The sequence below is a fragment of the Mesorhizobium sp. WSM4828 genome (genome assembly GCF_055811175.1).
This window is the reverse complement of sequence record NZ_JBVVQK010000029.1, coordinates 18,659-42,629: the sequence shown is the minus strand read 5'-3', so window position 1 is coordinate 42,629 and position 23,971 is coordinate 18,659. Positions and strand designations below refer to the sequence as shown.

Below are 23,971 nucleotides of genomic sequence, written 5' to 3'. Positions count from 1 at the left end.
CAGCGTTTCAGAACCGATAGCGCAACAGCCTGCCGATCTTGCGCAATGCCGGAATGTATTTCCAAAGGCGAACAAACAGTTTCGCGAACCAGCGCATGCGGGCGGCATGTTCCGGCTTATAGGCAGGGATGTCCTCGACGAACCGCAGCTTTGGAACGGCTCGCTCCAATTCATGCGGGTTCTCGATGCTCCAATGGACCTCGGCGCCAGTGGCGCGGAAGGAGGAATTGAGGCGAATGATCTTCAGGCCCAGGCGACTATAGGCATCGAAAACCAGTTCGCCGCTCGAGAGATGTCCCACCAAACGAGAAAACAGTTGCCGCCCCTCCTCGGCGCCCAGGTAGGGAGTGAGGCCTTCCGCCACGACTATGGCCGGGCGATCCCGAGGTACTTCGTTCAGCCATCCCGGTTCGGTGACCGACGAAGCGATCAGGTGATAGTGATCGCGCACGGGATAGAGCTTGCGCCTGAGCTCGATGACTTCGGGATAGTCGACGTCGAACCAGTCCACGCCGGCTGGCGGGTCGATACGGAATATGCGCGTATCGAGCCCACACCCCAGATGCAGTACGATGGCGTCAGGATTTCGGGCGACAAAGTCCTGAACGCAGACGTCCAGCGTCTTTGCCCTGATTGCTAGACCGATGCCGAGATTGTTGTCGACCTTGAGCCGCGAGAAATCATAATCGATGTTGCGCACCGCCTCGTCGGCAAAGTAGTCCCTGAGCAGCGAATTGGGCAGCCGGCTCTCCAGCGCCTTGCCGTAAAGTGTCAAAAGCAAAGTCTCCTTTGCCCCGGTCAGGTTTACCTTTTCACCAGCCACGACCGTCCTCCCCATTCAAAGCCAGCTCTATCTGGGTACATGCCGCGGGAAAGCAAGTTTCGGGTGGTGATCGGCGCCGCGAAGGACGATATTCGCACGCAAGGAGATACTGCCATGAACGCCCAAATGCCTCTCAAAACGACAGCAATCCTTCAGAAAGACATCACGCCTGAAGGCGGCGACTACGAAATCGTCCGTCGTGCCATCGAAAAGATCAGCCTCGACTATCGCGACCAGCCTTCGTTGGAAGTGCTGGCCGAGGAGGTCGGCGAGACGCCGACCGGCCTGCAGAAGCTGTTCACCCGCTGGGCCGGCCTGTCGCCCAAGGCCTTTCTGCAGGCCGTTACCCTCGATCATGCGCGCAAACTGCTCGATGCCGGCATGCCGCTGCTTGAAACCTCGTTCGAGCTTGGCATGTCCGGCCCAGGCCGGCTGCACGATCTGTTCGTCACCCACGAAGCGATGTCGCCGGGCGATTACAAGACCCGCGGCGCAGGGCTCACCATCCGCTACGGCTATCATATCTCGCCTTTCGGCATCGCGCTGATCATGGTGACGGACCGCGGCCTTGCCGGCCTCGCCTTCAACGACCCCGGCGGCGAGCGTGCGGCCTTTGCCGACATGTCCAGCCGCTGGCCGAATGCGACCTATGTCGAGGACATGGCGGCGACGGCGCCCTATGCCGCGCGCATCTTCGATCCGTCGCTGTGGCGCGCCGACCAGCCGCTGCGCGTCGTCATGATCGGCACAGACTTCCAGGTCCGTGTCTGGGAGGCCTTGCTGCGCATTCCGATGGGCCAGGCATGCACCTATTCCTCGATCGCCGCGCGCATCGGCGCACCGAGCGCTAGCCGGGCTGTCGGTGCCGCGGTCGGCGCCAACCCGATGTCCTTCGTCGTGCCGTGCCACCGGGCTCTCGGCAAGTCCGGCGCGCTCACTGGCTACCATTGGGGTCTGACCCGCAAACGCGCGATCCTCGGCTGGGAGGCGGGACAGGTCTCTTGAAGCGATGCAAGGACCGCTAGGGTGACAAGCAGCGATGTTACGGAGTAGCTTCCCGCGCAATTAGAGTGATATGCGCTAGCGGGAGGCACTTCTTGATCGTCGTCATCGGCTCCATCAATCTCGACCTCATCGCCAGTGTCGACCGCTTGCCCGGTCCCGGCGAGACCGTGCGCGGCTCCGGTTTCGCCACGGCCCCCGGCGGCAAAGGCGCCAACCAGGCGCTGGCCGCCGCCCGCGCCGGCGCCAAGGTGCGCATGGTCGGCGCCGTCGGCAAGGACAGCTTCGCCAGCGACGCTCTGGCGCTGCTGCGCGACGGCAAGATCGACCTGTCCGGCGTTGGCGAGACCTTTGCCTCGACCGGTACCGCGTTGATCATGGTCGGCGCCGACGGCGAGAACGTGATCGCCGTTGTGCCGGGCGCCAACGATTCGGTCGTGCCGGGTGACCTTTCCAAGGCTTTCCTGAAAAACGGCGATGTCGTGCTGTTGCAACTGGAGATCCCGCTGCAAACCGTCGAGACGGCGCTTGACGCGGCAAGGACGGCCGGTGCGGTCACCGTGCTCAACACCGCCCCTTTCCATAGCGACGCGGCCGGCTTCCTCGGCAAGGCCGACTATCTCGTCGCCAACGAAACCGAGTTCGACCTCTATGGCGAGGCGCTGTCGTTGAGCGGCCGCGACCGCCCGGCACGGATGCGCGACTATGCCGCGAGAACCGGCCGCACCATCGTCGTCACGCTTGGCCCGGACGGCGTTCTGGCGGCAACACCGGACGATCTCCTGATGGTTCCGGCGCTGCAAATCACCCCGCTCGATACGGTCGGCGCCGGCGACACGTTCTGCGGCTATTTCGCCGCCGGGCTGGCAGCCGGCCTGCCGCTCGACCAGGCGCTTGCCCGCGCTGCCGCAGCCGGTTCGCTGGCCTGCCTGAAAGCCGGTGCACAGCCGGCCATCCCGCTGGCCAGGGACGTCGATGCCGCCTTGCAGAAATCCGCAGGCTAAAGCGGGATGACAGCCGTGCGCCCGACCACGAATCATGCGGTGCCGCCCGCCGGCGACATCTGCCGCCTGTCTGCCGTGGAGCTTGCCGAGAAGATCAGGCGCCGGCAGCTTTCGGTGCGCGAAGTGGTCGCGGCATTTCTCGACAGGATCGAGGTAGTGAACCCGCTGGTCAACGCTATCGTTTCATTGCGTGAGCGTGCCGACATCCTGCGCGAGGCCGACAGCGCTGACGCCCATCTGGCGCGAGGAGGAGATACCGGATCGCTGTTCGGCCTGCCGATCGCGATTAAGGATCTTGCGCTGACAAAAGGCCTGAGAACCACCTTCGGCTCGCCGATCTTCGTCGATTTCGTGCCTGAGGAAGACGATTTCTTCGTCGAGCGCGTCCGCAAGGCCGGCGCGATCATCATCGGCAAGACCAACGTTCCCGAATTCGGGCTCGGCTCCAACACCTACAACACCGTGTTCGGACAGACGCTCAACGCATTCGACCCGGCGCTGACCGCCGGCGGCTCGAGCGGCGGTGCGGCGGTCGCGCTGGCGCTCGACATGGTTCCCGTTGCCGATGGCAGCGATTTTGGCGGCTCGCTGCGCAATCCCGCTGCCTACAACAATGTCTTTGGCTTCCGCCCGTCGCAGGGATTGGTGCCGGCTGGCCCTGACCTTGATGTGTTTCATACGCAGATGGGCGTCGAAGGGCCGATGGCGCGTAACGTGCGCGACATGGCGCTGCTGCTCGACGTCCAGGCCGGCTATCATCCTCGCGCGCCGCTGTCGCATGATAAGCCAGGCTCGTTTCTCGAAGGGGTGGAAACGCCGGCGGCCGGCGGGCGTATCGCCTGGCTCGGCGATCTCGGCGGCCATCTGCCGGTTGAAGCAGGCATTCTACAGCTTTGCGAGGCAGCACTCGGCCGGTTCGCGGATGTATCCTTCGAGGCCGAGCCGCTGATGCCGGAATTCGACTTCGAAGCGCTGTGGCAAGCCTTTGTAACGCTTCGCCAGGCGAGCAGTGGTTGTGCGCTCAAGGCGCATTACGATGATCCCTTGAAACGCAGTCTGCTGAAGCCGGAGGCTGTTTGGGAGGTGGAACAAGCGATGCGCCTCACCGCGCCGCAGATCCATGCCGCCACGGTGAGGCGCTCGTCCTGGCACGGAATGCTGCTATCGCTCTTCGAGCGTTTCGACCTGATTGCGCTGCCAGCCGCACAGGTCTTTCCCTTCGATGTCCTCACCCACTGGCCAAGGGAAGTGGCTGGGCGTGCCATGGACAGCTATCACCGCTGGATGCAGGTCTCAGCGCTCGCCACGCTGGGCGGCTGCCCGGCGGTCAACGTACCGGCGGGCTTCGACGCCAGGGACAGGCCAATGGGCATGCAATTGATCGGGCGACCGCGCGGTGACCTCTCCGTGCTGAGGGCGGCTGCCGCCTATGAGGCAAGGCTGCCATGGCAGGCAGGCGCCTGCTGAAATCAGCTCCGCATTGTCGGCGCCTCGCCGACTTGCTCGCAACTCATCGCCATGCATTGATCGCGACAGCGCGCCGCACGAGCGGCATTCTGCGGAGGGAAAAATGTCGCTGGAACTCTACGCCACCTACGTCGTCGCCTGCATCGTCATCATCCTGGTGCCGGGGCCGACGGTGACGCTGATCATCGCCAACAGCATTCGCCACGGCTCGCGCGCCGGGCTCGCCAATGTCGCCGGCACCCAGGCCGGGCTAGCCATCATGATCGCCATTGTCGGCATCGGGCTGACATCGCTGATCGCCGGCATGGGCCACTGGTTCGAATGGGTCCGGCTGATCGGCGCCGCTTACCTGATCTGGATGGGCGTGCAAATGTTCCGCTCGAAAGGCAAGCTTAACGCCGACGGATCGGCAAAAAAGCCGCGTGGCGGCTTCTTCTTGCAGGGGCTGCTGGTGGCGATCAGCAATCCGAAGACGCTGGTGTTCTTCGGCGCCTTCTTTCCGCAGTTCATCGCGCCTGAAGGCAATTACGCATTACAGATCGGCGTCATGGGTCTCACCGCCATGATCTTCGCCGCAGTGTCGGATTCGACCTACGCGCTGGCCGCCGGCCGCGCCGGGCGCCTGCTGTCGGCCGGCCGCGTCAAGCTGCTGTCGCGGATCAGCGGCAGCTTCCTCGTGGGCGGCGGACTGTGGCTGGCGTTTTCCAAGGCGAAGTAACAGCCGCGAGCCCGGCGGCCAACAGCAACATCCTGGAATAGGAAGGCCGATTGAAAGTTGGCCTTCAGGCTACCACATGGATCAATAGTCGGGGATTCATGTCTATGCCGTGGACTTACGCGGATTTGAAAAGGAACGCGTTTGGCGTCATCCTGTTCATTGCTTTCTTCGCGGCGATGGTTCCGTCGGCTCTGAACAAATGGGCGAATGACGCAAGCCCGATCCGGTCGGTCGACCCGGTCGATGCAACGATCAAAAGTGGACACGGCAAAGGGCAGAATATCCAATATCTGTTGGTCCTTCAGAACGGTTCGACGGTTCTGGTTTACGACGACCTTCCGCATCTGATCGGCTCCCGCGTCGGCATCGAGCGTGTCACGCGCGACAATGGCTTCGTCTTTTACCGGTTTGCAAACTGAACGGCGATCGATCAATAAGCTGTTTTCGAAGGTGAAACGAGTGACAGGGCTTTTTCGGGGAATCGCTCTTGAACAAAGCCCCTACGCTACTCAACTATAAGGTATGGGACCGACAAATCTTTCTCTTAGAACCCGCATTCTTCTGCTTCGGGAAGAGTTTCACGACAGAGTTGTTGGCGTCACAATCTTGTGCTCGCTCGCTCTCGCGATCGCTGTGCCGATTGTAACAAGGCAGAACAGCCCGATCACGGGCATACAACTCGTAGGAGGTACCGTCGAAGATGTTGCGACGATGCCTCTAAATCCGAAAGGTTCCGTCGGCCATGGACTTTATTATAGATATGAAGTTCGCCTCAATGACGGCAACGCTCGGATATTTGTCGATGGTGAGGTGGAAACACCCCACATGATCGGATCGGAAGTCTCGGTCGAAGAACAGCAACGCCAGGACGGCACCACCACCTATCGCCTCCTCGACGACTGAACGACGGCGCTAAAGCCGCCCCAGCCTTTCCAGCAACAGCGCGAAAAACGCATCATGGTCGATGTCACGCATCACCATCGCGTTCTTCGGCCGCTTGGTCACTCCCCACCAGTCGATAACCGTCATCCCCATGGTGAGCTCCGAGGCGGTTTCCACGCTGACATTGCAGTTGCGGCCCTTGAACAGCTTCGGCTTCAACAGATAGGCGATGACGCAAGGATCGTGCAGCGGGCCGCCATCGGTGCCGTATTTCTCCTCGTCGAAACGTTCGAAGAATTCCAGCATGTCCGCTGTGGCCGTGCCGACCCTGGTGCCGAGCTTGCGGAAGGCCTTCGTGCGCTTGGCGGTGGTCAGTGCCTTGTGGGTGACATCGAGCGGCATCATCACGATCGGAATGCCGGATTTGAACACGACATCGGCGGCATGCGGGTCGACATAGATGTTGAATTCGGCGGTCGGCGTGACATTGCCGCCCTCGAAGAAGCCGCCGCCCATCAGCACGATCTCCTTGATGCGCGGCGCGATTTTCGGCTCGCGGATCAGCGCCAGCGCAATGTTGGTGAGCGGCCCGAGCGCGCACAGCGTGATTGTGCCGCTCTCCTCTCTCATCAGCGTCTCGACGATGAAATCGACCGCATACTCGTCCTGCAGCTTCATCTTTGGTTCGGGCAGTTGCGGTCCGTTGAGGCCGGTCTTGCCATGCACTTCTTCGGCGGTGACCAGTTCGCGCGCCAGCGGCCGGATGGCGCCTGCATAGACCTTGACGTCCGGCCGGCTGGCCAACTCGCAGATCTTGCGGGCGTTTTTTTCGGTAAGTTTCAACGGCACGTTGCCGGCCACCGCGGTGATGCCGACGATCTCCAGCTCGGTGCTGCCGAGCGCCAGCAATATGGCGACGGCATCGTCCTGGCCGGGGTCAGTGTCGATGATGATCCTGCGGGATTGGGGCATTTCAATTCCTTGTTTTGGCAAGTCTTTTTGGGCGGGACGAGTGACGGCTTGAAGTCTGCCGGGCGACGGACCATATCAAGACCATCGGGAAAAATGCCATCCGGGTTTTTCCACTTTATGTCGCTCTTGAGAGGACACTGTAACATGAGCCGAATGACGCCTTTTTCCAGCCCGCTTCTCCTCGGTTTCGATTCCATGGAAAAGACGCTGGAGCGCTTGGCAAAGTCCGGTGACAGCTATCCCCCCTACAACATCGAGCGCCTCAGCGGTGCCGACGGCAAAACCGAAAGGCTGCGTATCACGCTCGCCGTCGCCGGTTTCGCGGAGAGCGATCTCGATGTCACAACGGAGGAGAACCAGTTGGTCGTGCGCGGCCGTCAGAACGACGACACCGAGCGCGAATTTCTCCACCGCGGCATCGCCGCGCGCCAGTTCCAGCGCTGTTTCGTGCTGGCCGACGGCATGCGGGTGATTGCGGCGGAATTGAAGAACGGCCTTCTGTCGATCGATCTCGATCGGCCGGAATCCGAACGGCTGGTACGAAAAATAAACATATCGGTGAAAGACTGATTTTTGCCGATAGCTCTCATGCGGGATGGCCTTGAGCGGCGTCTCGCGGCAAGGAGGCTTGAAATGACCAGAACTAACGAAAATATCATCATGACCAGCGGCGAATTCGCCCATCTCGGCGAAGGTTCGGTCGCCTATCTCAGGAAAGTGTCGAGCGACGATCTGCGCGGCCGTTTCCCGGGTCTCGGCGAAATCGCCCCCGGGCTGGAACTGTGGGCCCTGTTTGCCGCCAATGGCCAGCCGATCCTGCTTTCGGACGCTCGCGACCGGGCACTGGCTGGCGCACTGGAAAACGATCTGACCCCGGTCGCTATCCACTAACGTCGCTATCCACTGACAAATACGGCGCAGCGATCTGGTTGGAAACGAACAGGGCCGCTCACGGCGGCCCGTCAACGGATTTAATCAAAACCTCAGGCGGCGTGCGAGGCCTGCGTGTCCGACAGCAGTGCATGGATGGCCACGGCGTCGCGCGTGCCCCTGATCTTGGCAACCGTGTCGGCGTCGCGCAGCACCCGCGCGATGCGCGACAGCGCCTTGAGGTGGTCGGCGCCGGCACCTTCGGGGGCCAAAAGCAGAAACACCAAGTCGACCGGCTGATCATCGAGGGCTTCGAAGTCCACCGGTGTCTCCAGCCGGGCAAAAACGCCGGCGATCCGCTTCACCCCGGCCAGCTTGCCGTGCGGAATGGCGATGCCGTTGCCGACGCCGGTCGAGCCGAGGCGCTCGCGTTGCAGGATGGTATCGAACACCTCTCGCTCCGGAATGCCGGAAATCGCCGCCGCCCTTTCGGACAGCAGTTGCAGCAGCTGCTTTTTGGAGTTCGCCTTCAACGCCGGCATGATTGCCGGAACGCTGACGAGATCGCTCAGATCCATGCTTGAAATCCCTTGTTCGCCTGCCGTCGCCAGTCCCCACGCTCGCGTGCGGCTGGTCTTTACCCCTGCGCGACCTTGGCCGTGGACGGGTCGATCCAGCCGATATTCCCGTCCGGCCGGCGATAGACGATGTTGAGATGGTCGTTTCCGGCATTGCGGAAGACCAGGACCGGGGTGTCCTTGGTGTCGAGTTCGATCACCGCTGACGCCACCGACATGGTCCGCAGCGTCATGGTCGATTCGGCGACGATGGCCGGCGCGAAATTCTCCGGTATGTCCTCCTCGTCGTCGGCAAGCGGCGCCATCACCGTATAGGCGACGTCGGTGAGCTCGCCGTTGCTATTGCCTGAATTGTGCGACTTCAGCCGGCGCTTGTAGCGCCTGAGGCGCGTTTCCAGACGGTCTGCCGCGGTATCGAAGGCAAGCGTTGGATCCTGGGCATCGCCGGTCGCCTGCAGCGAAGCACCGGAGTCCAGCCGGATCATGCAATCGGCCGTGTAGCGCGACCCCGATTTGACGACTACGATTTGCCCTGAAAAGCCCCGATCGAAATATTTCCCGATCACTTCCCCGACACGGTCGTTGATGCGCGTACGGAACGCATCGCCGATATCCATGTGTTTTCCCGATATGCGCAGTGTCATCTGAAAACTGACCTTCCTTGCTCAGGCTTCAAACTGTCCCGAGTTTATACTCGTGGTCCGCGCGCACAAGCTTTTGCGGCGTCACTTGCGCCGATTTTAGATCCGAACTTTCCGGTTGATCACAAGCCGCCTTCTTGGCCGTCCCGTGGCCTACGTCGTGACGGACCATCTCTCGTGCGGGCATCAGCGAACTCAAATCCAGTCGCCAGCCCGTCTCATGCGGGCGGGCTTCTAGCCACTTCGTTGCCGCTTGTCAATGAAGGGCGAAAGCTGTGGAAATTCCGCCGGAGATCAACGGCCGGCGCTGGCCAAAGCGCGTTTTTCGCGCCGCCGCTGCACCGACGAGGGTATGTTCATGCCTTCCCGGTACTTGGCCACCGTGCGCCTAGCGATGTCGACGCCGCTTTCCCGCAGCATGTCCACGATAGCATCGTCGGAAAGCACATCGACGGCTTTCTCCTCGTCGATCAGCTGCTTTATGCGGTCGCGCACCGCTTCCGACGAATGCGCATCGCCGCCACCTGACGAAGCGATCGAGGCGGTGAAGAAATAGCGCAGTTCGAACACACCGCGCGGCGTCAGCATGTATTTGTTTGCCGTGACCCGGCTGACCGTTGATTCGTGCATGCCGATGGCGTCCGCCACCGTGCGCAGGTTGAGCGGCTTCAGGTGCCGCACGCCGTGGACGAGAAAAGCGTCCTGCTGGCGCACGATCTCGGAGGCCACCTTGAGAATGGTCTTCGCCCGCTGGTCTAGGCTGCGTGTGAGCCAGTTGGCGTTCTGCAGGCATTCGGCGAGGAAATCCTTTTCCGCCTGGTTTTTCGCATGTGGCGTGACCTGGGCGAAATAGATGTGATCGACCAGCACGCGCGGCAGCGTCTCGGCATTGAGCTCGACCGTCCAGCTGCCGTCATTGGCTGCGCGCACCTCGACGTCGGCCACGATCGCATCGCTGGCACCGCGCGAAAACGCCATTCCCGGCCGCGGGTCGAGCGCCCGGATCTCGGCCAGCATGTCGAGCAGATCCTCCTCGTCGACGCCGCAAATCCGCTTCAGCGTCTGGAAATCGCGCCGTGCCAGGAGTTCGAGATTGGCGATCAGCGCCTTCATCGCCGGATCGAGCCGGTCGCGCACGGCAAGCTGCAGCAACAGGCATTCGGCGAGGTCGCGGGCGAACATGCCGGCGGGCTCAAATGTCTGGCAGACCGCCAGGACCTTTGCCACCGCCGTGGCGTCCGTGCCGAGGCGGGCCGCGATCTCGGCCATGTCGGCACGCATGTAGCCGGCCTCGTCGAGGCCGTCGGCAAGCTCGCCGGCGATCAGGCGCGCCGCCGGATCGGCAAACGCGAGCGCCACCTGCTCGCCGACATGGTCGCGCAGCGTGATGGCAGCCGCCGCCATATCCGCGACGTCGAAGCCGTCGGAGGAAGAGGTGGAACCGTTGCCGGACGCCGATTTCCATTGTGCCGTCAGGTCGGGCCCGAGCCGCTCGCTCGTACCCGGATCGTCAGGAAACAGGTTTTCCAGCGACGTATCGAGCTTTTCCGAGATCGCCTCGGCGCTCCACGCCGTCTCCGCCTCGAACCAGTCGCCGTCGGCGGCTGGTTCCGGTGCGGCGTCGCCCTTCTGCGCCTGGTCGCTGGCGGCGTCCTCCTGCGGTTCGGCGCGTTCCAGCAGGGGATTGCGTTCGATCTCGTCGTCGATGAAGCGTTCCAGCTCGAGATGGGTGAACTGGAGCAGGCGGATCGACTGCATCAGCTGCGGCGTCATCACCAGCGACTGCGACTGTCGTAGCTGTAGTTTTGCCGCCAACGCCATGGTTCGGTTTCAAACGCTCCGTCTACGCACCCGCACTGCTGGAAGGAATTTTCCAGGCCAGCATAGAAACTGGCCCGGCTTTTGCTTGTCAAGGCGAGGAGCGGTAAAACTCGCCTGCCTGCGCGTTTTCAGGCAGAAAATTGAAGAAAAAGCTGCTGGACTACGCCGGAAATCCCGCTCGAACCGGAATTTCGCATTTAGAGCGTAAATCCCTCGCCGAGATAAAGCCGCCGCACATCGGCATTTGCGACCACCTCGTCGGCCCGGCCATGGGTCAGCACCTGGCCGGCATGGATGATGTAGGCGCGGTCGATCAGGCCAAGTGTCTCGCGCACATTATGGTCGGTGATCAGCACGCCGATGCCACGTGCCGTCAGGTGGCGCACGAGCTGCTGGATGTCGGCGACGGCGATCGGGTCGATGCCGGCGAAAGGTTCGTCGAGCAGCATGTAGGCGGGGCGGGTTGCCAACGCACGGGCAATTTCGAGGCGTCGCCGCTCACCGCCGGAGAGCGACAGCGACGGAGCCTTGCGCAGATGGCTGATATGGAATTCCTCGAGCAATTCGTCGAGCAGGCGCTCACGTTCCTTGCGGCTCTTTTCGACCACTTCGAGCACGGCCCGGATGTTTTGCTCGACATTCAGGCCGCGAAAAATCGAGGCTTCCTGCGGTAGATAGCCGATGCCGAGACGGGCGCGGCGATACATCGGCATCGACGTGACGTCGAAACCGTCGATTTCGATGGTGCCTTCATCGACCGGCACCAGGCCGGTTACCATGTAGAAACAGGTCGTCTTGCCGGCGCCGTTGGGGCCAAGCAGCCCAACCGCCTCGCCGGCGCGCACGCCTAGCGTCACGCCACTGACGACTTTGCGGCCCTTGTAGCTTTTGGTCAGCCCCTTGGCGATCAAAGTTCCCTTGAACTTTGCCGCTTCGACGGTGACCCTGGCCGGTGCCGCAAGTTTGCTGGCGGCGCGCCCTGGAAGACGCGCCAGCAACGACGATATGCCGGTCATCAGGGTTTCGCTGCTCCGGACTTCGCCGGCGGCGTGATCGACATCATGACGCGGCCGCCGCAAGCGTCGACCTGGGCAAGGCCGCTCTTCATCTGCACGGTAAGCTTGCAGCCGACAAGCACGTTGTCGCCTTGCGAGAGCACGACCTTGCTGCCCGAAAGCACCAGCACTTCGGTCTTCATGTCGAAGGTGCCGCGGTCGCCGGTGGCAACCTGATTGTCCGATTTGATGTAGACCTTATCGTCGACCTCGAGATGGTCGATGTTGGCGGATCCGGTCATTGCCGCGGCACCCGCAGGCTGGGCGCCTTTGGCGGCGCCTGCATCCCTGACGTAATAGACCGTCATTTTGCCGGCCTTGAGCACGGTTGGACCCTGGACGACGTTGACGTTGCCGGTGAAGACGGCGACGCTTTCCGCCTGGCGCACCTCGAGCTTGTCGCTTTCGATCTGGATAGGCTTGTCGCCCGACAGCCTGAGGCCGGACATTTGGCTGGTGGCACTGGATTGCGCCAGCGACGGCGCCGTCCCGAAAGTCAGCCCCAAGGGCAACCCAAGCGTCAACGCCGAAATCGCGGCGAGGCGCCGTGCCGAACTACTGAACCGCATTGGTCTCTCCGCTCTTTGCCTCTGCCGCCTTCAAACTGGCGGGATCGATGTCGACGCGCACCTTGTTCTCGAAAACCAGGACCTTGCCATTATCCTGGACCGACATCGAATCCGCCCTGATCCGCGACCCGCCGCGGCTGACATCGACGGGCTCGCTTGTCTTCATAGTGCCTTCGCCCATGTCGAGATAGACTGATTTGAATTTTGCCACCACACCATCCGTGGTCGACACGGTCACGTCGCTGGTCAGGCTGAGCGTGTTGCCGTCGCGATCGTAGGTGCCGTGCGTGGCATCGATGGCGGCCGTGTTGTCGGCCGCAATCGGCAGCTTGGCCTTGATGCCTTCCAGATCGATGATGCCTTGTTTGCTGACGTCCTGTATGGCGCGCAGGGCCGTCATCGAATAGGGCAGGTCCTGCTTGGTGAAGCCGTTGAGCTTGGGATTGGCCATCACCAGCTTGCCATTGGCAAAGGCGCCGCCATCAGCCTGCACCTCGATTGCAGCGGGAGCCATGAGATAGGAATAGACCGGAAACGCGACCGCGATCACGGCAGCGACCAGCGGCACGGCCAGCTTGAGGATCCGGACCCGGCGCGAATGACGCTGCGCAATGTCAAACGCGTCGACCCGCGCCCGGCCTGCGGCCTTGGGAGCCAACTCCGTCTCGGTGTTGGTCGGTTCGATTGGTCCCGCTAACATGACTGCTTCTTCTAAACCCCTGCCCGCCAGGCCGCCCTATAGGTGGGGTGCCGGCGCCCTCAAGCAAGCACAAGCCGAGGAAAACCGCAAAAATGTGACAGCCGCCCCTGTACAATGAAAATGGCCCCAGCGCAGCCTGTACCTCATACCAGATATGGGCGCACAGTGTTAGAGCCCGTGGAACGTGACAGGTTGAGGCCTGCCACGAATGTCTGACGGCCTTTGGCGCAAGGTCGTCAGGAAACGGTAGCCGGGCGCGAATGGTTGCTTTAAAAGCATCTGCTCCCACCGACTACGAGGCTGACCATGGCATTGAAAGCCGACGACCTGATCGACCGCCGCCGCTTGCGCCGCAAGCTGACATTCTGGCGTGTTGCGGCGATTATCGTCGCCGCAGCCGGGCTGATCGCCTTTTCGGCGTGGATCTATGGTGACGACTTCACCGGCGCGGCTGTCGACCACATCGCCAAGGTCAAGATCGAAGGCACCATCACCGAAGACGAAGAACTGATCAAGCGGCTGGAGGCCATCCGTCAGTCGCCGCGCGTCAAGGCTGTGATCCTGTCGATCGATTCACCCGGCGGCACCACGGTCGGTGGCGAGTCGATCTATGAGGCAGTGCGCAAGCTCGCCGCCGACAAGCCGGTGGTGGCCGAGGTCGGCACGCTCGCGGCTTCGGCCGGCTACATGATCGCCACTGCGGCCGACCATATTGTCGCACGCAAATCCTCGATCGTCGGCTCGATCGGCGTGCTGATCCAGTACCCGGACGTCAGCGGCCTCATGGACAAGCTCGGCGTCAAGCTGGAGGAGGTGAAATCCTCGCCCTTGAAGGCCTCGCCTTCTCCCTTCAAGCCGACCAATGACGATGAGCGCGCCATGGTCCGCAAGCTCATCCTCGACAGCTACGACTGGTTCGTCGGCATCGTCGCCGAGCGCCGCAATATGACCAAGCCGGAGGCGCTGGCGCTCGCAGACGGGTCGATCTTCACCGGCCGGCAGGCGGTCACCAACAAATTGATCGACGCGGTCGGCGGCGAGGCCGAAGCGATCGACTGGCTTGCAGGCAAGGGTGTCGATGCCAAGCTCAAGGTGGTGGAATGGAAGGACACGGAAAAACACGGGGGTTTCCTGTTCTCCAAGGCGATGGCGCAGACCGTCGGTGCTGCGCTTGGCCTGCCCGGCCATGGCGGCGACGTCCTTCACGAAATTGGAGCGGACCGCTTGTTTCTTGACGGTCTCGTTTCCGTCTGGCACCCTTGAGGAACCGCTTGGGACGAGTGAAAAACCAAATAAAATCATTCTGATAATTTCGGCGGCACTGCTTTTACGGGGACCTTTTCATGATCAAATCCGAACTTGTGCAGATCATCGCCACGCGTAATCCGCATCTTTTCCTGCGCGACGTCGAAAACATTGTCAGCGCCATCTTCGATGAAATCACCGACGCGCTTGCCGAGGGCAACCGGGTCGAGTTGCGCGGCTTCGGCGCGTTTTCGGTGAAAAACCGCCCTGCCCGCACCGGCCGCAACCCGCGCACCGGCGAATCCGTAGAGGTCGAGGAGAAATGGGTACCGTTCTTCAAGACCGGCAAGGAATTGCGTGAAAGGCTGAACGGAGGCAAATAGGCGCGGCGCCCGCCACCGCTCCTGCCTTTTCTTCCGAACGGAAAAACATGTTCAATCGCTTCATTCTCATCGTGGTTTTCGTGCCGCTGGCCGTCATCCTGATTGCGCTGGCCGTCGCCAACCGCGAACCGGTGGCCTTCACACTCGATCCGTTCAATCCCGGCAATCCGGCGCTGACGCTGACCGTGCCGCTCTTCATTTTCCTGTTCCTGGCGCTGGCCATCGGCATGATCGTCGGCAGCCTGGCGACCTGGATCAAGCAGGGCCGCTACCGCAAGCTGGCGCGCCAGCGCGGCGCCGAGGCCGAGAACCTGCGCCAGGCGGTCAGCCGCGCGCCCACCGCGTCGCAGGGCCCAGCCTTGCCGAAGCCGACGAACTGAGCCGCGGCTCGGGCCTGAAGCACAACCGGCCTAGTTCTCCACGGAGCCTTTCATGCTGACCATTTCCGCCGCCGAGGTCGATCGCGCGCTGACCTTTTCCGGGCTGGTCGAGACGTTGCGTGCCGCTTTTCGCGATGGCGCCGTGCAGCCGGTAAGGCACCATCACACGGTCGAGCGGCCCGATGGCGCCGCCTCGACGCTGCTCTTGATGCCGGCCTGGACCGACTTCAACGCAGCCGGCACCTCGGCCGATGGCCATATCGGCGTCAAGATCGTCACCGTGTCGCCCGACAACAATGCCGTCGGCAAGCCGGCGGTGATGGGGCTTTACCTCTTGCTCGACGGCGCCACCGGCGAGCCGCAGGCCTTGATCGATGGCCAGAGGCTGACACAGTGGCGCACTGCCTGTGCCTCGGCGCTGGCCGCCTCCTATCTGGCCCGCGAGGACGCATCGCGGCTGCTGGTGGTGGGCGCCGGCGCGCTGTCGCCATTCCTTGCAAAGGCGCATTCGGCGGTGCGTCCGATCAGGAACATCCGCATCTGGAACCGCACGCCAGCCAATGCCGAAAAGGTCGCGGCAAAATTGCGTGCCGAGGGTTTTGCGGCCGAAGCAGCAGGCGACCTCGACACCGAACTCGGAAAGGCCGATATCGTATCGTCGGCGACCATCACCACCACGCCACTGATCACGGGGGCACTGTTGAAGCCCGGCGCCCATGTCGATCTGGTCGGCGGCTTCACACCGGCGATGCGCGAAAGCGACGACGACGCGATTGCACGCGCCCGCGTCTATGTCGACACCCGCGCCGGTGCCACCAAGGAAGCAGGCGATATCGTCCAGCCGCTGGCCTCCGGCGTTCTGAAGCCGGAAGCCATCGTCGCCGACCTCTATGAACTGGCGCGCGGCCAGAAAGAAGGTCGGCAGAGCGACGACGAGATCACGCTGTTCAAGTCGGTCGGCGCGGCCCTCGAGGACCTCGCCGCCGGCATTGCCGTGTATCGGGCAAGTGTAGGGCAGTAGGGCAGTAGGGCAGTAGGGCAGTAGGAAATCGTGCTAATCGTGCGGCGCCGCGCCTAGTGCTACTTTGCTCTCGCCTACTGCCCTATTGCCCTACTGCCCTACTCCCTTACTCCCTTACTCCCTTTGCCAATAAACCCGCAGCCGGTGGTTGTCCGGATCGAGCGCGACAAACGTGCGCCCGAAATCCATGTCGGTCGGGCTCTGCAGGATGGTCAGACCCCGTCCGGACCAGTCGGCGTGAGTAGCATCGACCTCGTCAGGCGTGTCCAGCGCAAAGACGATCTCGGCGCCGCCGCCTGCTGCCGCGGCGGCCGGCTCCACGGTGTGACGCGACCAGAGGCCGAGCTTAAAGCCGCTGTCGAGCACGAACAGCACGAAGGTCGGTGAGGTCTCGACCGGCTGCCGCCCAAGCAGCGCGCTGTAGAAGGCGCCGCTTTGCTCAGGCTTGTCGACATAGAGGATGACGAAATTGGGCGGTGTCATGAATTGCTCTCCAGATGGTTTCGATTGGCGGAGCATAGCGTACGCCACTGCCAGATTCTGGCAGCAGTCTTAAGTGAGCAGCAGCCTCAGTTTGGCGTGTCGAGCGTCGCCCGCCATTCTTTGAGCAGTACCTGACGGCGGCGCGGATAGCGCATCTCGGTGGCGTTGAGGCCGGATATCCGATCGGCGCGAAAGTGCCTGAAATCCTGGCGCATCTCGCACCAGGCCGCGACGACGCGCACCTTGTCGAAGAAGCCGAGTGCGAACGGCCAGACGGTGCGCTCGGAGGCAGCACCGCCGGCGTCGCGATAGACAAAGCTCAGCTTGCGCTCCTCCCGGATGGCCTGCCGCACCACGCCGAGATCGATGCCTTCGGTGACCTCGGTGCGCGACCCGACCAGCAGCGTCGAGGCGTCGAGCTCTTCGCGCAAATCGTCCGGCAGCACCGCCGCGATCTTGGCCAGTGCGTCGGTGGCGGCGTTCGCAAGCCGCCAGTCCGGCTGCTTGGCCACCCAGCGCGAACCGAGAACGATCGCCTCGATCTCCTCATCGGTGAACATCAAGGGCGGCAGCATGAAACCGGGCCTGAGCACGTAACCCAGCCCCGCCTCGCCCTCGATCGGCGCGCCCTGCCCCTGCAGCGTGGCGATATCGCGATAGAGCGTGCGGATCGACACGCCCATTTCGCCGGCAAGGCTGCGGCCGCTGACCGGCCGGCGGTGCCGGCGCAGGATCTGGATCAGGTCGAGCAGGCGTTCAGCACGGGACATGAATCATGACCTGGTTTCAATCACGATAGAGCCCCAGCACTTTCGGCGGCAAGCGACATGGTGGCGGACGGGAACGTCTGCGCCCTGACGCCGTTGTCTGGCCATTATGGATATACGCGGTTTTCTGTTGTTCTGGTCGGTTTTGACCGCCACCATCGCTGCGCTCAGCCTCGGACCTTCCTTCGCCCATGTGCTGGAATCGGTGCCGCGGCTGACCAGATGGCCGCCTTCTCTCTGGCGTGACACCAGTGTCTTCAACGCTCAGTTCCAATTCTTCGCGATTATCGGCGCACCGCTGGACGTGGCGGCGATCGTCTGTCCGGGCCTCCTCGCCTGGATACTGCGCAGCGATCGCCCGGCATTCTGGTGGGTTTTGGCCGCCACCGTGCTTTATCTGATGGCCCTCGTGGCGTGGTTTACGCTGGTCAAACCGGCAAACGATGTCCTGGCCACCTGGGTGCCTGGACCGATCCCGGATAATTTCGAAACGATCCGGATCCGCTGGGAAACCGGCCATATGGTCGTCACCGGCTTCAAGGCCGTCGGTTTCATAGCGCTCGCAATCGGCCTGCTAGCGATCAGGCGCGGCTGATCCGGTTGCACACGTCGGCAGCCCTTTTGTTGCGCCGGTCAATACGCTGTGGCAGAAGCGGCCAAGCCGCCGTCCGGAGATGCGCCTTCTTGAAACCTTTTCGCGACAAACGCCGCGACAGCCGCCCGCCCGCGAAGGGCGGGGCGGAGCAGCCGCGGCGGCGCGATGCCGGCCTGACCGCCGGCGCGGAGCCTAGACCGCAGGACCGGTCCGAGCCGAAAGCCGCGCCGCGCCCTCTATCCCGCCGCGATGGCGCGCTGCCTGCCGAACATCTGCCGCTGATCCTCGAGGTCGGCCCCAATCAGGACTACGCGCTGCTCGACAGCGGCGCCGGAGAAAAACTCGAGCAATACGGCCCCTACCGCATCGTTCGGCCGGAGGGCCAGGCGATCTGGCAAAAGGCTTTGCCGGCCAGGGACTGGGAGCGCGCCGACGCCGTTTTCACCGGCGATACCGACGAGGAAGGCATCGGCCGCTGGCGCTTCCCCAAGACGCCGCTCGGCGAGACCTGGCCGATGAAGCACGACGGCATCGACTATCTCGGCCGCTTCACGTCGTTTCGCCATGTCGGCGTCTTTCCCGAGCAGGCCTCGCATTGGGACCACATGGCCGAACTGATCGCGGCGGCAAAACGGCCGGTGAAGGTGTTGAACCTGTTCGGTTACACCGGCCTTGCCTCGCTGGCGGCGGCGCGTGCCGGCGCCGAGGTCACCCATGTCGATGCTTCCAAGAAGGCGATCGGCTGGGCGCGCGAAAACCAGGAGATGGCGGGCCTGTCGCAAAAGCCGATCCGCTGGATCGTCGACGATGCCGTGAAATTCGCCGAACGCGAGGAGCGCCGCGGCAGCCGCTACGACATCATCCTGTTCGACCCGCCGGCCTATGGCCGCGGACCGAAAGGCGAGGTCTGGCAGCTGTTTGAGGACCTGCCGGCGCTGACCGACATCTGCCGCGCGATCCTGACGCCGAAGCCGCTCGCCGTGGTGCTGACCGCCTATTCGATCCGCGCCTCCTTCTTCGCCATCCATGCCCTGATGCGCGACACCTTCGCCGGCATGGGTGGCACGGTCGAATCGGGCGAATTGATCATCCGCGAGAAATCTGCCGGTCGGGCGCTTTCGACATCGTTGTTCTCACGCTGGGTGGCTTGAATGAGTGCGTACGAACGGCACGCGGGCGCGCCAGGGCAGGTGAAGGAAGTCACCAGCCTCGCCAACCCGCTGGTCAAGGACATCAAGGCGCTCGCGTTGAAGAAATTCCGTGACCAGCAGAATGCCTTCATTGCCGAAGGCCTGAAGCTGGTCATCGACGCGCTCGATCTTGGCTGGTCGATCAGGACATTGGTCTTCGCCAAGGCCGGACGTGGCAATGCGGCAGTCGAAAAGGTCGCGGCGCGCACGGTCGCAGCCGGCGGCACCGTACTTGAAGTCTCGGAAAAGGTGCTGGTCGCCATCACCCGTCGCGACAATCCGCAAATGGTCGTCGGCGTGTTCTCGCAGAAATTCTTGCCGCTGAAGGACATCCGCGCCCGTGACGGCGACATCTGGGTGGCGCTCGATCGTGTGCGCGACCCCGGCAATCTCGGCACCGTCATCCGCACCGTCGACGCTGTCGGAGCCAGGGGCGTTATTCTGGTCGGCGAGACCACCGATCCCTTTTCGGTCGAAACGGTGCGCGCCACCATGGGCTCGATCTTCGCCGTGCCGGTCGCCAAGGCGACGCCCGAGGCTTTTCTCGCCTGGCGAAAGAGCTTCCCCGGCCTTGTCGCCGGCACCCATCTGAAGGGTGCGGTCGACTACCGCTCTGTCGATTTTTCAAAAGGCCCGGTGCTTTTGATGATGGGCAACGAGCAGCAAGGCCTGCCTGACGAGCTTGCCGCAAGCTGCGACAAGCTGCTGCGGATACCGCAGGCCGGCCGCGCCGATTCGCTCAACCTTGCGGTGGCCACCGGCGTCATGCTGTTCGAGATCCGGCGCGGCGCACTGAAGCTCGGCCCTGAGGACGCCGGATCATGACATCCCAAGCCGTGAAACTGCAAACCATGAAATCCTGGAGCCCCTACGCTTTTCTGGTGGTTGCCGCGATAGCGCTCGACCAGTGGCTGAAATATCTGGTCGAAACCGGCCTTGCCTTTCAGGAACGGCTCGAGTTGCTGCCGTTCCTGGCGCTGTACCGCACCTACAACACCGGCATCGCGTTCTCGCTGTTTTCGTCCTTCGGCGACACCGGCCTGGTGGTCGTCGCGGTTCTGGTGGTCGCCTTCGTGCTCTATCTTGCGGCCCGCACGCCGCCCGGCCACCTGCTCGCCCGCATCGGTTTCGCGCTGATCGTCGGCGGCGCACTCGGCAACCTGATCGACCGCGCTGCCTATGGTCATGTCATCGACTATGTCCTGTTCCATACGCCGGTCTGGTCCTTCGCCGTCTTCAACCTGGCCGACGCCTTCATTTCGGTCGGTGCCGTGCTGGTCGTCTTCGACGAACTCATTGGCTGGCGGCGCGGAACGTCGGGCGATTGACCTCACTCGCCTGGCGCCGCATTCTGATCTGCAAGCCCGAGGAGAAAAAATGCCCGAAACCTTCAAAGCCATCCTCGTTTCGCGCGACGCCGAGAAAAACCAGTCGGTCGCGGTGACCGAGCTTACCGAAGCAGACCTGATGGAAGGCGATGTCACCGTCGCGGTCGAGGCGACGACGGTGAACTACAAGGACGGCCTTGCAATCACCGGCAAGGCGCCGGTGATCCGCCGCTGGCCGCTGGTGCCGGGCGTCGATTTCGCCGGCACCGTCATCTCGTCTTCCAGTCCCGACTGGCGCAAGGGTGACAAGGTCATATTGAACGGCTGGGGTGTCGGCGAGACGCATTTCGGCGCCTTTGCCGGACGCGCCCGCGTCAAGGGCGACTGGCTGGTGCCGCTGCCGGACGGCATGAGTTCGCATGATGCGATGGCGGTCGGCACCGCCGGCTACACCGCAATGCTTTGCGTCATCGCGCTGGAGCGCCACGGCATCGTGCCCGACCGCGGCCCGGTGGTGGTGACCGGCGCTGCCGGTGGCGTCGGCTCGGTCGCGGTCTCGATCCTGTCCAGCCTCGGCTATCACGTCATTGCCTCGACCGGCCGCGCTGCCGAAAGCCCGTATCTGATAGACCTTGGCGCCGCGGAAGTAATTTCACGCGACGAGCTTGCCCAGCCTGCAAAACCGCTCGCCAAGGAACGCTGGGCCGGCGGCGTCGATGCGGTCGGCAGCCACACGCTGGCCAACGTTCTGTCGATGACTTCCTATGGCGGCGCCGTCGCCGCTTGCGGCCTTGCCGGCGGCATGGACCTGCCGGCAAGCGTCGCCCCCTTCATCCTGCGCGGCGTCTCGCTACTCGGCATCGATTCGGTGATGGCGCCCAAGGCGGTCCGCCTCGAGGCCTGGCGCCGCATCGGCACCGATCTCGACCACACAAAGCTTGCCAGCCTGTCGACGAGCATCGGCTTCGACGGCATCATCGGCGCCGCGCATGACATCGTCGAGGGCAAGATCCGCGGCCGCGTGGTGGTGGATATGTGAGCCCCAAAGGGACAAAAAAGAGCGCGACCGCTAAAATTCGAACGATCAACCACAACCTTCGATAAGCTCTGTCTGGCAGGAGTTCCGTATGATTGCGGAACCCGGCATCAGAGAGGCGGAACCAGCCGAACGGGCCGACGGGACGGCCCCCGAGGCGCCAGGACGGCAGCTTGTCGCCGCGCCGCCGCTGGCGCCGGAACTGCCGGCCTCCAACCGCGAAGGCCTGCCCTTCCTGACGCTCGTCGCCATCGTCGTGCTGGCGGGCCTTTCGCATCTGACCGGAGCGCCGATCTTCATCACCATCGGCCTTTTGGCGACAGCCATCGCCGGGCTCGCCATGCATCTGCGCAACAGGCGCACCGAGCGCCGCGCGGTGGCCCTGCTCGATGCCACGACCGCCCGCAGCCGCGCCGAAATCGAGACGCTTGCCGACCGCATGTGGGAGATGCAGGAGAGCGAGGAGCGCTTTCGCGGTCTGATCGATGCACTCGGCGATCTCGTCGTCCACCGCGACCGCGACGGCCACATCGTCTACGCCAACAAGGTCTTCGCCGACCTTGTCGAAACCGACCAGCGCGACCTTGCCGGCAAGACCCTGGCCGAACTGGGCATCGATGTCGGCATCGTCCCCGACGCCGCGTTTTCCGACCATGAATGCCTGAGTTCCACCGACGTCGCCATTCGCACGCCGGACGGCCCACGCTGGTTCTCTTGGATCGAGCTGTCGGTGCGCGACAAGGACAGCGGCGCCGTCTCGCATCGCGCCATCGCCCGCGACATCACTGCCCGCAAGCGCGCCGAATCCTCGCTGATCACCGCCCGCGAGCGGGCCGAATATGCGAGCCAGGCCAAATCGCGCTTCCTCGCCACAGTCAGCCACGAGATCCGCACGCCGATGAACGGCATCATGGGCATGGCCCGGCTTCTCGCCGACACCAGCCTTTCGCCCGAGCAGCGGACCTATGTCGGCGCCATCTCGACCTCGGCCAGCGCGCTGCTGGCGCTGATCGAGGACCTGCTCGACTACTCCAAGATCGAGGCCGGCCGCTTCGATCCCGAACCGCAGCCGACGTCGGTGCGCGAGATCGCCGACAATGTCGTCGAGCTTTTGGCGGCGCGGGCTTTTGCCAAGGATATCGGCCTCGGCTGTCATGTCGAACCCGACGTGCCGCAGTTGATCACCGCCGACCCCGGCAGGGTCAGGCAGGTGCTGCTCAACCTCATCGGCAACGCCGTCAAGTTCACCGACAGCGGCGGTGTCCTGGCAAGCATCGCCCGCGTCCGCACCGAAACCACCGACCGCATCCGCTTCACCATCTCAGACACCGGCCCCGGTCTGCGCGAGCAGGACATGGAGCGCATCTTCGAGGACTTCGAACAGGCTGACGGCACCTCGACCCGTGCGCATGGCGGTGCCGGCCTCGGTCTTGCCATTTCCAAGCGCCTGGTGACCGCCATGGGCGGCACCATCTCCGTGTCGAGCCGGCTTGGCCAGGGGTCCGAGTTCGTCTTCGATATTCCCGCTATTTCCGCCGTCGAGGCGGCGCAGATCCGGCAGGACCCGCTGTCGGGCCGGCATGCGGTGATCGTGTCGAAGAACCTGGTCGAGGCCGAAGCCATTGCCCGCACCATTCGCGCCAATGGCGGCACGGTCGATCTGGCCACCGCCGCCGCCCAGGCCACCCCTTTCGCCGAGGGCTGCGACGTGCTTCTGATCGATGCTGCCATGGAGCAAAGCGACGGCAGGCTGCTCAGGCGCCTGCGCCAGAGCGGATTTGCCGATTGCGAGGCAGTGACGCTGATCGCGCCCACCGACCGCGGCATGCTTGGCGAGTTCCGTGCCAACGGTTATGCCACCTTCCTGGCGAGGCCGGTGCGCGGCGAGACACTGCTGCGCGTGCTTTTGACCAGCCATGCGCCGGTCATCGCCGAGCCGCAATTGCAAAAGCGCGGCGCGCAGGCTGGGCACGCCATTGGCGGCCGCCAGCAGGGCCTGTCAGTGCTGATCGCCGAGGACAACGACATCAACGCCATGCTGGCCCGCGCCACCCTCCTGAAGGCCGGGCATCGCGTCAAAGTGGTCGGCAACGGCAAGGCCGCCGTCGAGGCGGTCATCAGCACCGGCCACAAGCACCGCTACGACGTGGTGCTGATGGACTTGCACATGCCTGTCATGGACGGTCTGGACGCCATCGCCGCCATCCGCCGCCATGAGGAGGAGACCGCGGTGCCGCCGGTGCCGATCATGGTGCTGTCGGCCGACAGCCAGGAAAAGACCCGCCACGCCGTGCTCGCTCACGGTGCCAGCGGCTTCGTCACCAAGCCGCTCGACCCCGATGCCCTGGTTCATGCGGTCGAGGGCCAAGTGGCCGCCTGAGGCACAACATAGACGGTTGATAGATTACCCAGCCGACGAAGTATTGCCCGCAGAGCCGTAT

28 protein-coding genes are annotated in these 23,971 nt (G+C 63.4%); 18 read left to right on the top strand and 10 right to left on the bottom strand.

Annotation, left to right across the window (positions count from 1 at the left end; genetic code table 11):
- Positions 1–7: 7 nt before the first annotated feature.
- Positions 8–823, bottom strand: coding sequence for a class I SAM-dependent methyltransferase (locus tag AC0L2X_RS26285; RefSeq protein ID WP_473600622.1), 816 nt, complete (start codon positions 821–823; stop codon positions 8–10).
- Between the two features lie 114 nt (positions 824–937).
- On the opposite strand from AC0L2X_RS26285, the gene AC0L2X_RS26280 reads away from it, so the two are divergent.
- From AC0L2X_RS26280 to AC0L2X_RS26255, 6 genes are all read left to right on the top strand, one after another.
- Complete coding sequence (locus AC0L2X_RS26280; RefSeq protein WP_031211349.1) at positions 938–1,828, top strand: methylated-DNA--[protein]-cysteine S-methyltransferase; 891 nt, start codon at positions 938–940, stop codon at positions 1,826–1,828.
- Positions 1,829–1,920: 92 nt separating this feature from the next.
- Complete coding sequence (locus AC0L2X_RS26275; RefSeq protein ID WP_473600621.1) at positions 1,921–2,829, top strand: ribokinase; 909 nt, start codon at positions 1,921–1,923, stop codon at positions 2,827–2,829.
- 6 nt (positions 2,830–2,835) lie between these two features.
- On the top strand, positions 2,836–4,296 hold the full coding sequence (locus AC0L2X_RS26270; RefSeq protein ID WP_473600620.1) for an amidase: 1,461 nt from the start codon (positions 2,836–2,838) through the stop codon (positions 4,294–4,296).
- A 103-nt stretch (positions 4,297–4,399) separates the two neighbouring features.
- Positions 4,400–5,014, top strand: coding sequence for a LysE family translocator (locus tag AC0L2X_RS26265; RefSeq protein WP_023675274.1), 615 nt, complete (start codon positions 4,400–4,402; stop codon positions 5,012–5,014).
- Positions 5,015–5,064: 50 nt separating this feature from the next.
- Entirely contained in the window at positions 5,065–5,433 is a 369-nt protein-coding gene (locus AC0L2X_RS26260; RefSeq protein WP_473600619.1) for a hypothetical protein, read from the top strand.
- Positions 5,434–5,620: 187 nt separating this feature from the next.
- On the top strand, positions 5,621–5,917 hold the full coding sequence (locus tag AC0L2X_RS26255) for a hypothetical protein (protein ID WP_473600618.1): 297 nt from the start codon (positions 5,621–5,623) through the stop codon (positions 5,915–5,917).
- A gap of 9 nt (positions 5,918–5,926) precedes the next feature.
- On the opposite strand, the gene AC0L2X_RS26250 is transcribed toward AC0L2X_RS26255, so the two are convergent.
- Positions 5,927–6,868 carry a nucleoside hydrolase gene (locus AC0L2X_RS26250; RefSeq protein WP_473600617.1) on the bottom strand — a complete coding sequence of 314 codons (942 nt, stop codon included), beginning with the start codon at positions 6,866–6,868 and terminating at the stop codon, positions 5,927–5,929.
- Between the two features lie 144 nt (positions 6,869–7,012).
- Between AC0L2X_RS26250 and AC0L2X_RS26245 the strand changes: the two genes are divergently transcribed.
- On the top strand, positions 7,013–7,438 hold the full coding sequence (locus AC0L2X_RS26245; protein WP_023675270.1) for an Hsp20 family protein: 426 nt from the start codon (positions 7,013–7,015) through the stop codon (positions 7,436–7,438).
- 63 nt (positions 7,439–7,501) lie between these two features.
- Complete coding sequence (locus AC0L2X_RS26240) at positions 7,502–7,759, top strand: BQ00720 family protein (RefSeq protein WP_023675269.1); 258 nt, start codon at positions 7,502–7,504, stop codon at positions 7,757–7,759.
- A gap of 92 nt (positions 7,760–7,851) precedes the next feature.
- On the opposite strand, the gene ptsN is transcribed toward AC0L2X_RS26240, so the two are convergent.
- From ptsN to lptC, 6 genes are all read right to left on the bottom strand, one after another.
- Positions 7,852–8,316: a PTS IIA-like nitrogen regulatory protein PtsN gene (gene ptsN, locus AC0L2X_RS26235; protein WP_023675268.1), complete on the bottom strand. Its 465-nt coding sequence runs from the start codon at positions 8,314–8,316 to the stop codon at positions 7,852–7,854.
- A gap of 59 nt (positions 8,317–8,375) precedes the next feature.
- On the bottom strand, positions 8,376–8,960 hold the full coding sequence (gene hpf, locus AC0L2X_RS26230) for a ribosome hibernation-promoting factor, HPF/YfiA family (protein WP_473600616.1): 585 nt from the start codon (positions 8,958–8,960) through the stop codon (positions 8,376–8,378).
- Between the two features lie 291 nt (positions 8,961–9,251).
- Positions 9,252–10,778 carry an RNA polymerase factor sigma-54 gene (gene rpoN, locus AC0L2X_RS26225; protein ID WP_473600615.1) on the bottom strand — a complete coding sequence of 509 codons (1,527 nt, stop codon included), beginning with the start codon at positions 10,776–10,778 and terminating at the stop codon, positions 9,252–9,254.
- A gap of 197 nt (positions 10,779–10,975) precedes the next feature.
- Positions 10,976–11,794: an LPS export ABC transporter ATP-binding protein gene (lptB, locus tag AC0L2X_RS26220; RefSeq protein WP_292664962.1), complete on the bottom strand. Its 819-nt coding sequence runs from the start codon at positions 11,792–11,794 to the stop codon at positions 10,976–10,978.
- A complete protein-coding gene (locus AC0L2X_RS26215; RefSeq protein ID WP_292664963.1) occupies positions 11,794–12,402 on the bottom strand; it encodes an LptA/OstA family protein in 609 nt (202 codons plus the stop codon). The genes lptB and AC0L2X_RS26215 overlap by 1 nt, the downstream gene beginning before the upstream one ends.
- Complete coding sequence (gene lptC / locus AC0L2X_RS26210; protein ID WP_352488633.1) at positions 12,389–13,102, bottom strand: LPS export ABC transporter periplasmic protein LptC; 714 nt, start codon at positions 13,100–13,102, stop codon at positions 12,389–12,391. The genes AC0L2X_RS26215 and lptC overlap by 14 nt, the downstream gene beginning before the upstream one ends.
- 306 nt (positions 13,103–13,408) lie before the next feature.
- Between lptC and sppA the strand changes: the two genes are divergently transcribed.
- The 4 genes from sppA (at position 13,409) to lhpI (ending at position 16,131) form a co-directional block, all read left to right on the top strand.
- A complete protein-coding gene (sppA, locus tag AC0L2X_RS26205) occupies positions 13,409–14,365 on the top strand; it encodes a signal peptide peptidase SppA (protein ID WP_473558713.1) in 957 nt (318 codons plus the stop codon).
- Between the two features lie 80 nt (positions 14,366–14,445).
- Positions 14,446–14,730 (top strand): integration host factor subunit beta, encoded by a 285-nt coding sequence (locus AC0L2X_RS26200; protein WP_023675261.1) that lies wholly within the window; start codon positions 14,446–14,448, stop codon positions 14,728–14,730.
- 47 nt (positions 14,731–14,777) lie between these two features.
- Positions 14,778–15,110, top strand: a complete 333-nt coding sequence (locus AC0L2X_RS26195; protein ID WP_352633755.1) for a LapA family protein — start codon at positions 14,778–14,780, stop codon at positions 15,108–15,110.
- 52 nt (positions 15,111–15,162) lie between these two features.
- Positions 15,163–16,131, top strand: a complete 969-nt coding sequence (lhpI, locus tag AC0L2X_RS26190; protein ID WP_473600614.1) for a bifunctional Delta(1)-pyrroline-2-carboxylate/Delta(1)-piperideine-2-carboxylate reductase — start codon at positions 15,163–15,165, stop codon at positions 16,129–16,131.
- A 114-nt stretch (positions 16,132–16,245) separates the two neighbouring features.
- Here lhpI and AC0L2X_RS26185 read toward each other — a convergent pair whose 3' ends face one another.
- Entirely contained in the window at positions 16,246–16,614 is a 369-nt protein-coding gene (locus AC0L2X_RS26185) for a VOC family protein (protein ID WP_352488629.1), read from the bottom strand.
- An 86-nt stretch (positions 16,615–16,700) separates the two neighbouring features.
- Positions 16,701–17,384: a helix-turn-helix transcriptional regulator gene (locus AC0L2X_RS26180; RefSeq protein WP_352488628.1), complete on the bottom strand. Its 684-nt coding sequence runs from the start codon at positions 17,382–17,384 to the stop codon at positions 16,701–16,703.
- A 106-nt stretch (positions 17,385–17,490) separates the two neighbouring features.
- Between AC0L2X_RS26180 and AC0L2X_RS26175 the strand changes: the two genes are divergently transcribed.
- From AC0L2X_RS26175 to AC0L2X_RS26150, 6 genes are all read left to right on the top strand, one after another.
- Positions 17,491–17,976 carry a DUF1772 domain-containing protein gene (locus AC0L2X_RS26175; RefSeq protein WP_473600613.1) on the top strand — a complete coding sequence of 162 codons (486 nt, stop codon included), beginning with the start codon at positions 17,491–17,493 and terminating at the stop codon, positions 17,974–17,976.
- Positions 17,977–18,065: 89 nt separating this feature from the next.
- A complete protein-coding gene (locus AC0L2X_RS26170; protein ID WP_473600612.1) occupies positions 18,066–19,127 on the top strand; it encodes an RsmD family RNA methyltransferase in 1,062 nt (353 codons plus the stop codon).
- Positions 19,128–19,991 (top strand): TrmH family RNA methyltransferase, encoded by an 864-nt coding sequence (locus tag AC0L2X_RS26165; RefSeq protein WP_352488623.1) that lies wholly within the window; start codon positions 19,128–19,130, stop codon positions 19,989–19,991. It abuts the gene before it with no gap.
- Positions 19,992–20,017: 26 nt separating this feature from the next.
- On the top strand, positions 20,018–20,494 hold the full coding sequence (lspA, locus tag AC0L2X_RS26160; RefSeq protein WP_352489105.1) for a signal peptidase II: 477 nt from the start codon (positions 20,018–20,020) through the stop codon (positions 20,492–20,494).
- Positions 20,495–20,543: 49 nt separating this feature from the next.
- Entirely contained in the window at positions 20,544–21,533 is a 990-nt protein-coding gene (gene acuI / locus AC0L2X_RS26155; RefSeq protein ID WP_352488622.1) for an acrylyl-CoA reductase (NADPH), read from the top strand.
- 88 nt (positions 21,534–21,621) lie between these two features.
- The gene (locus AC0L2X_RS26150) at positions 21,622–23,910 is read left to right on the top strand and encodes a hybrid sensor histidine kinase/response regulator (protein ID WP_473600611.1); all 2,289 of its coding nucleotides are present in this window, start codon (positions 21,622–21,624) and stop codon (positions 23,908–23,910) included.
- Positions 23,911–23,971: the final 61 nt, after the last annotated feature.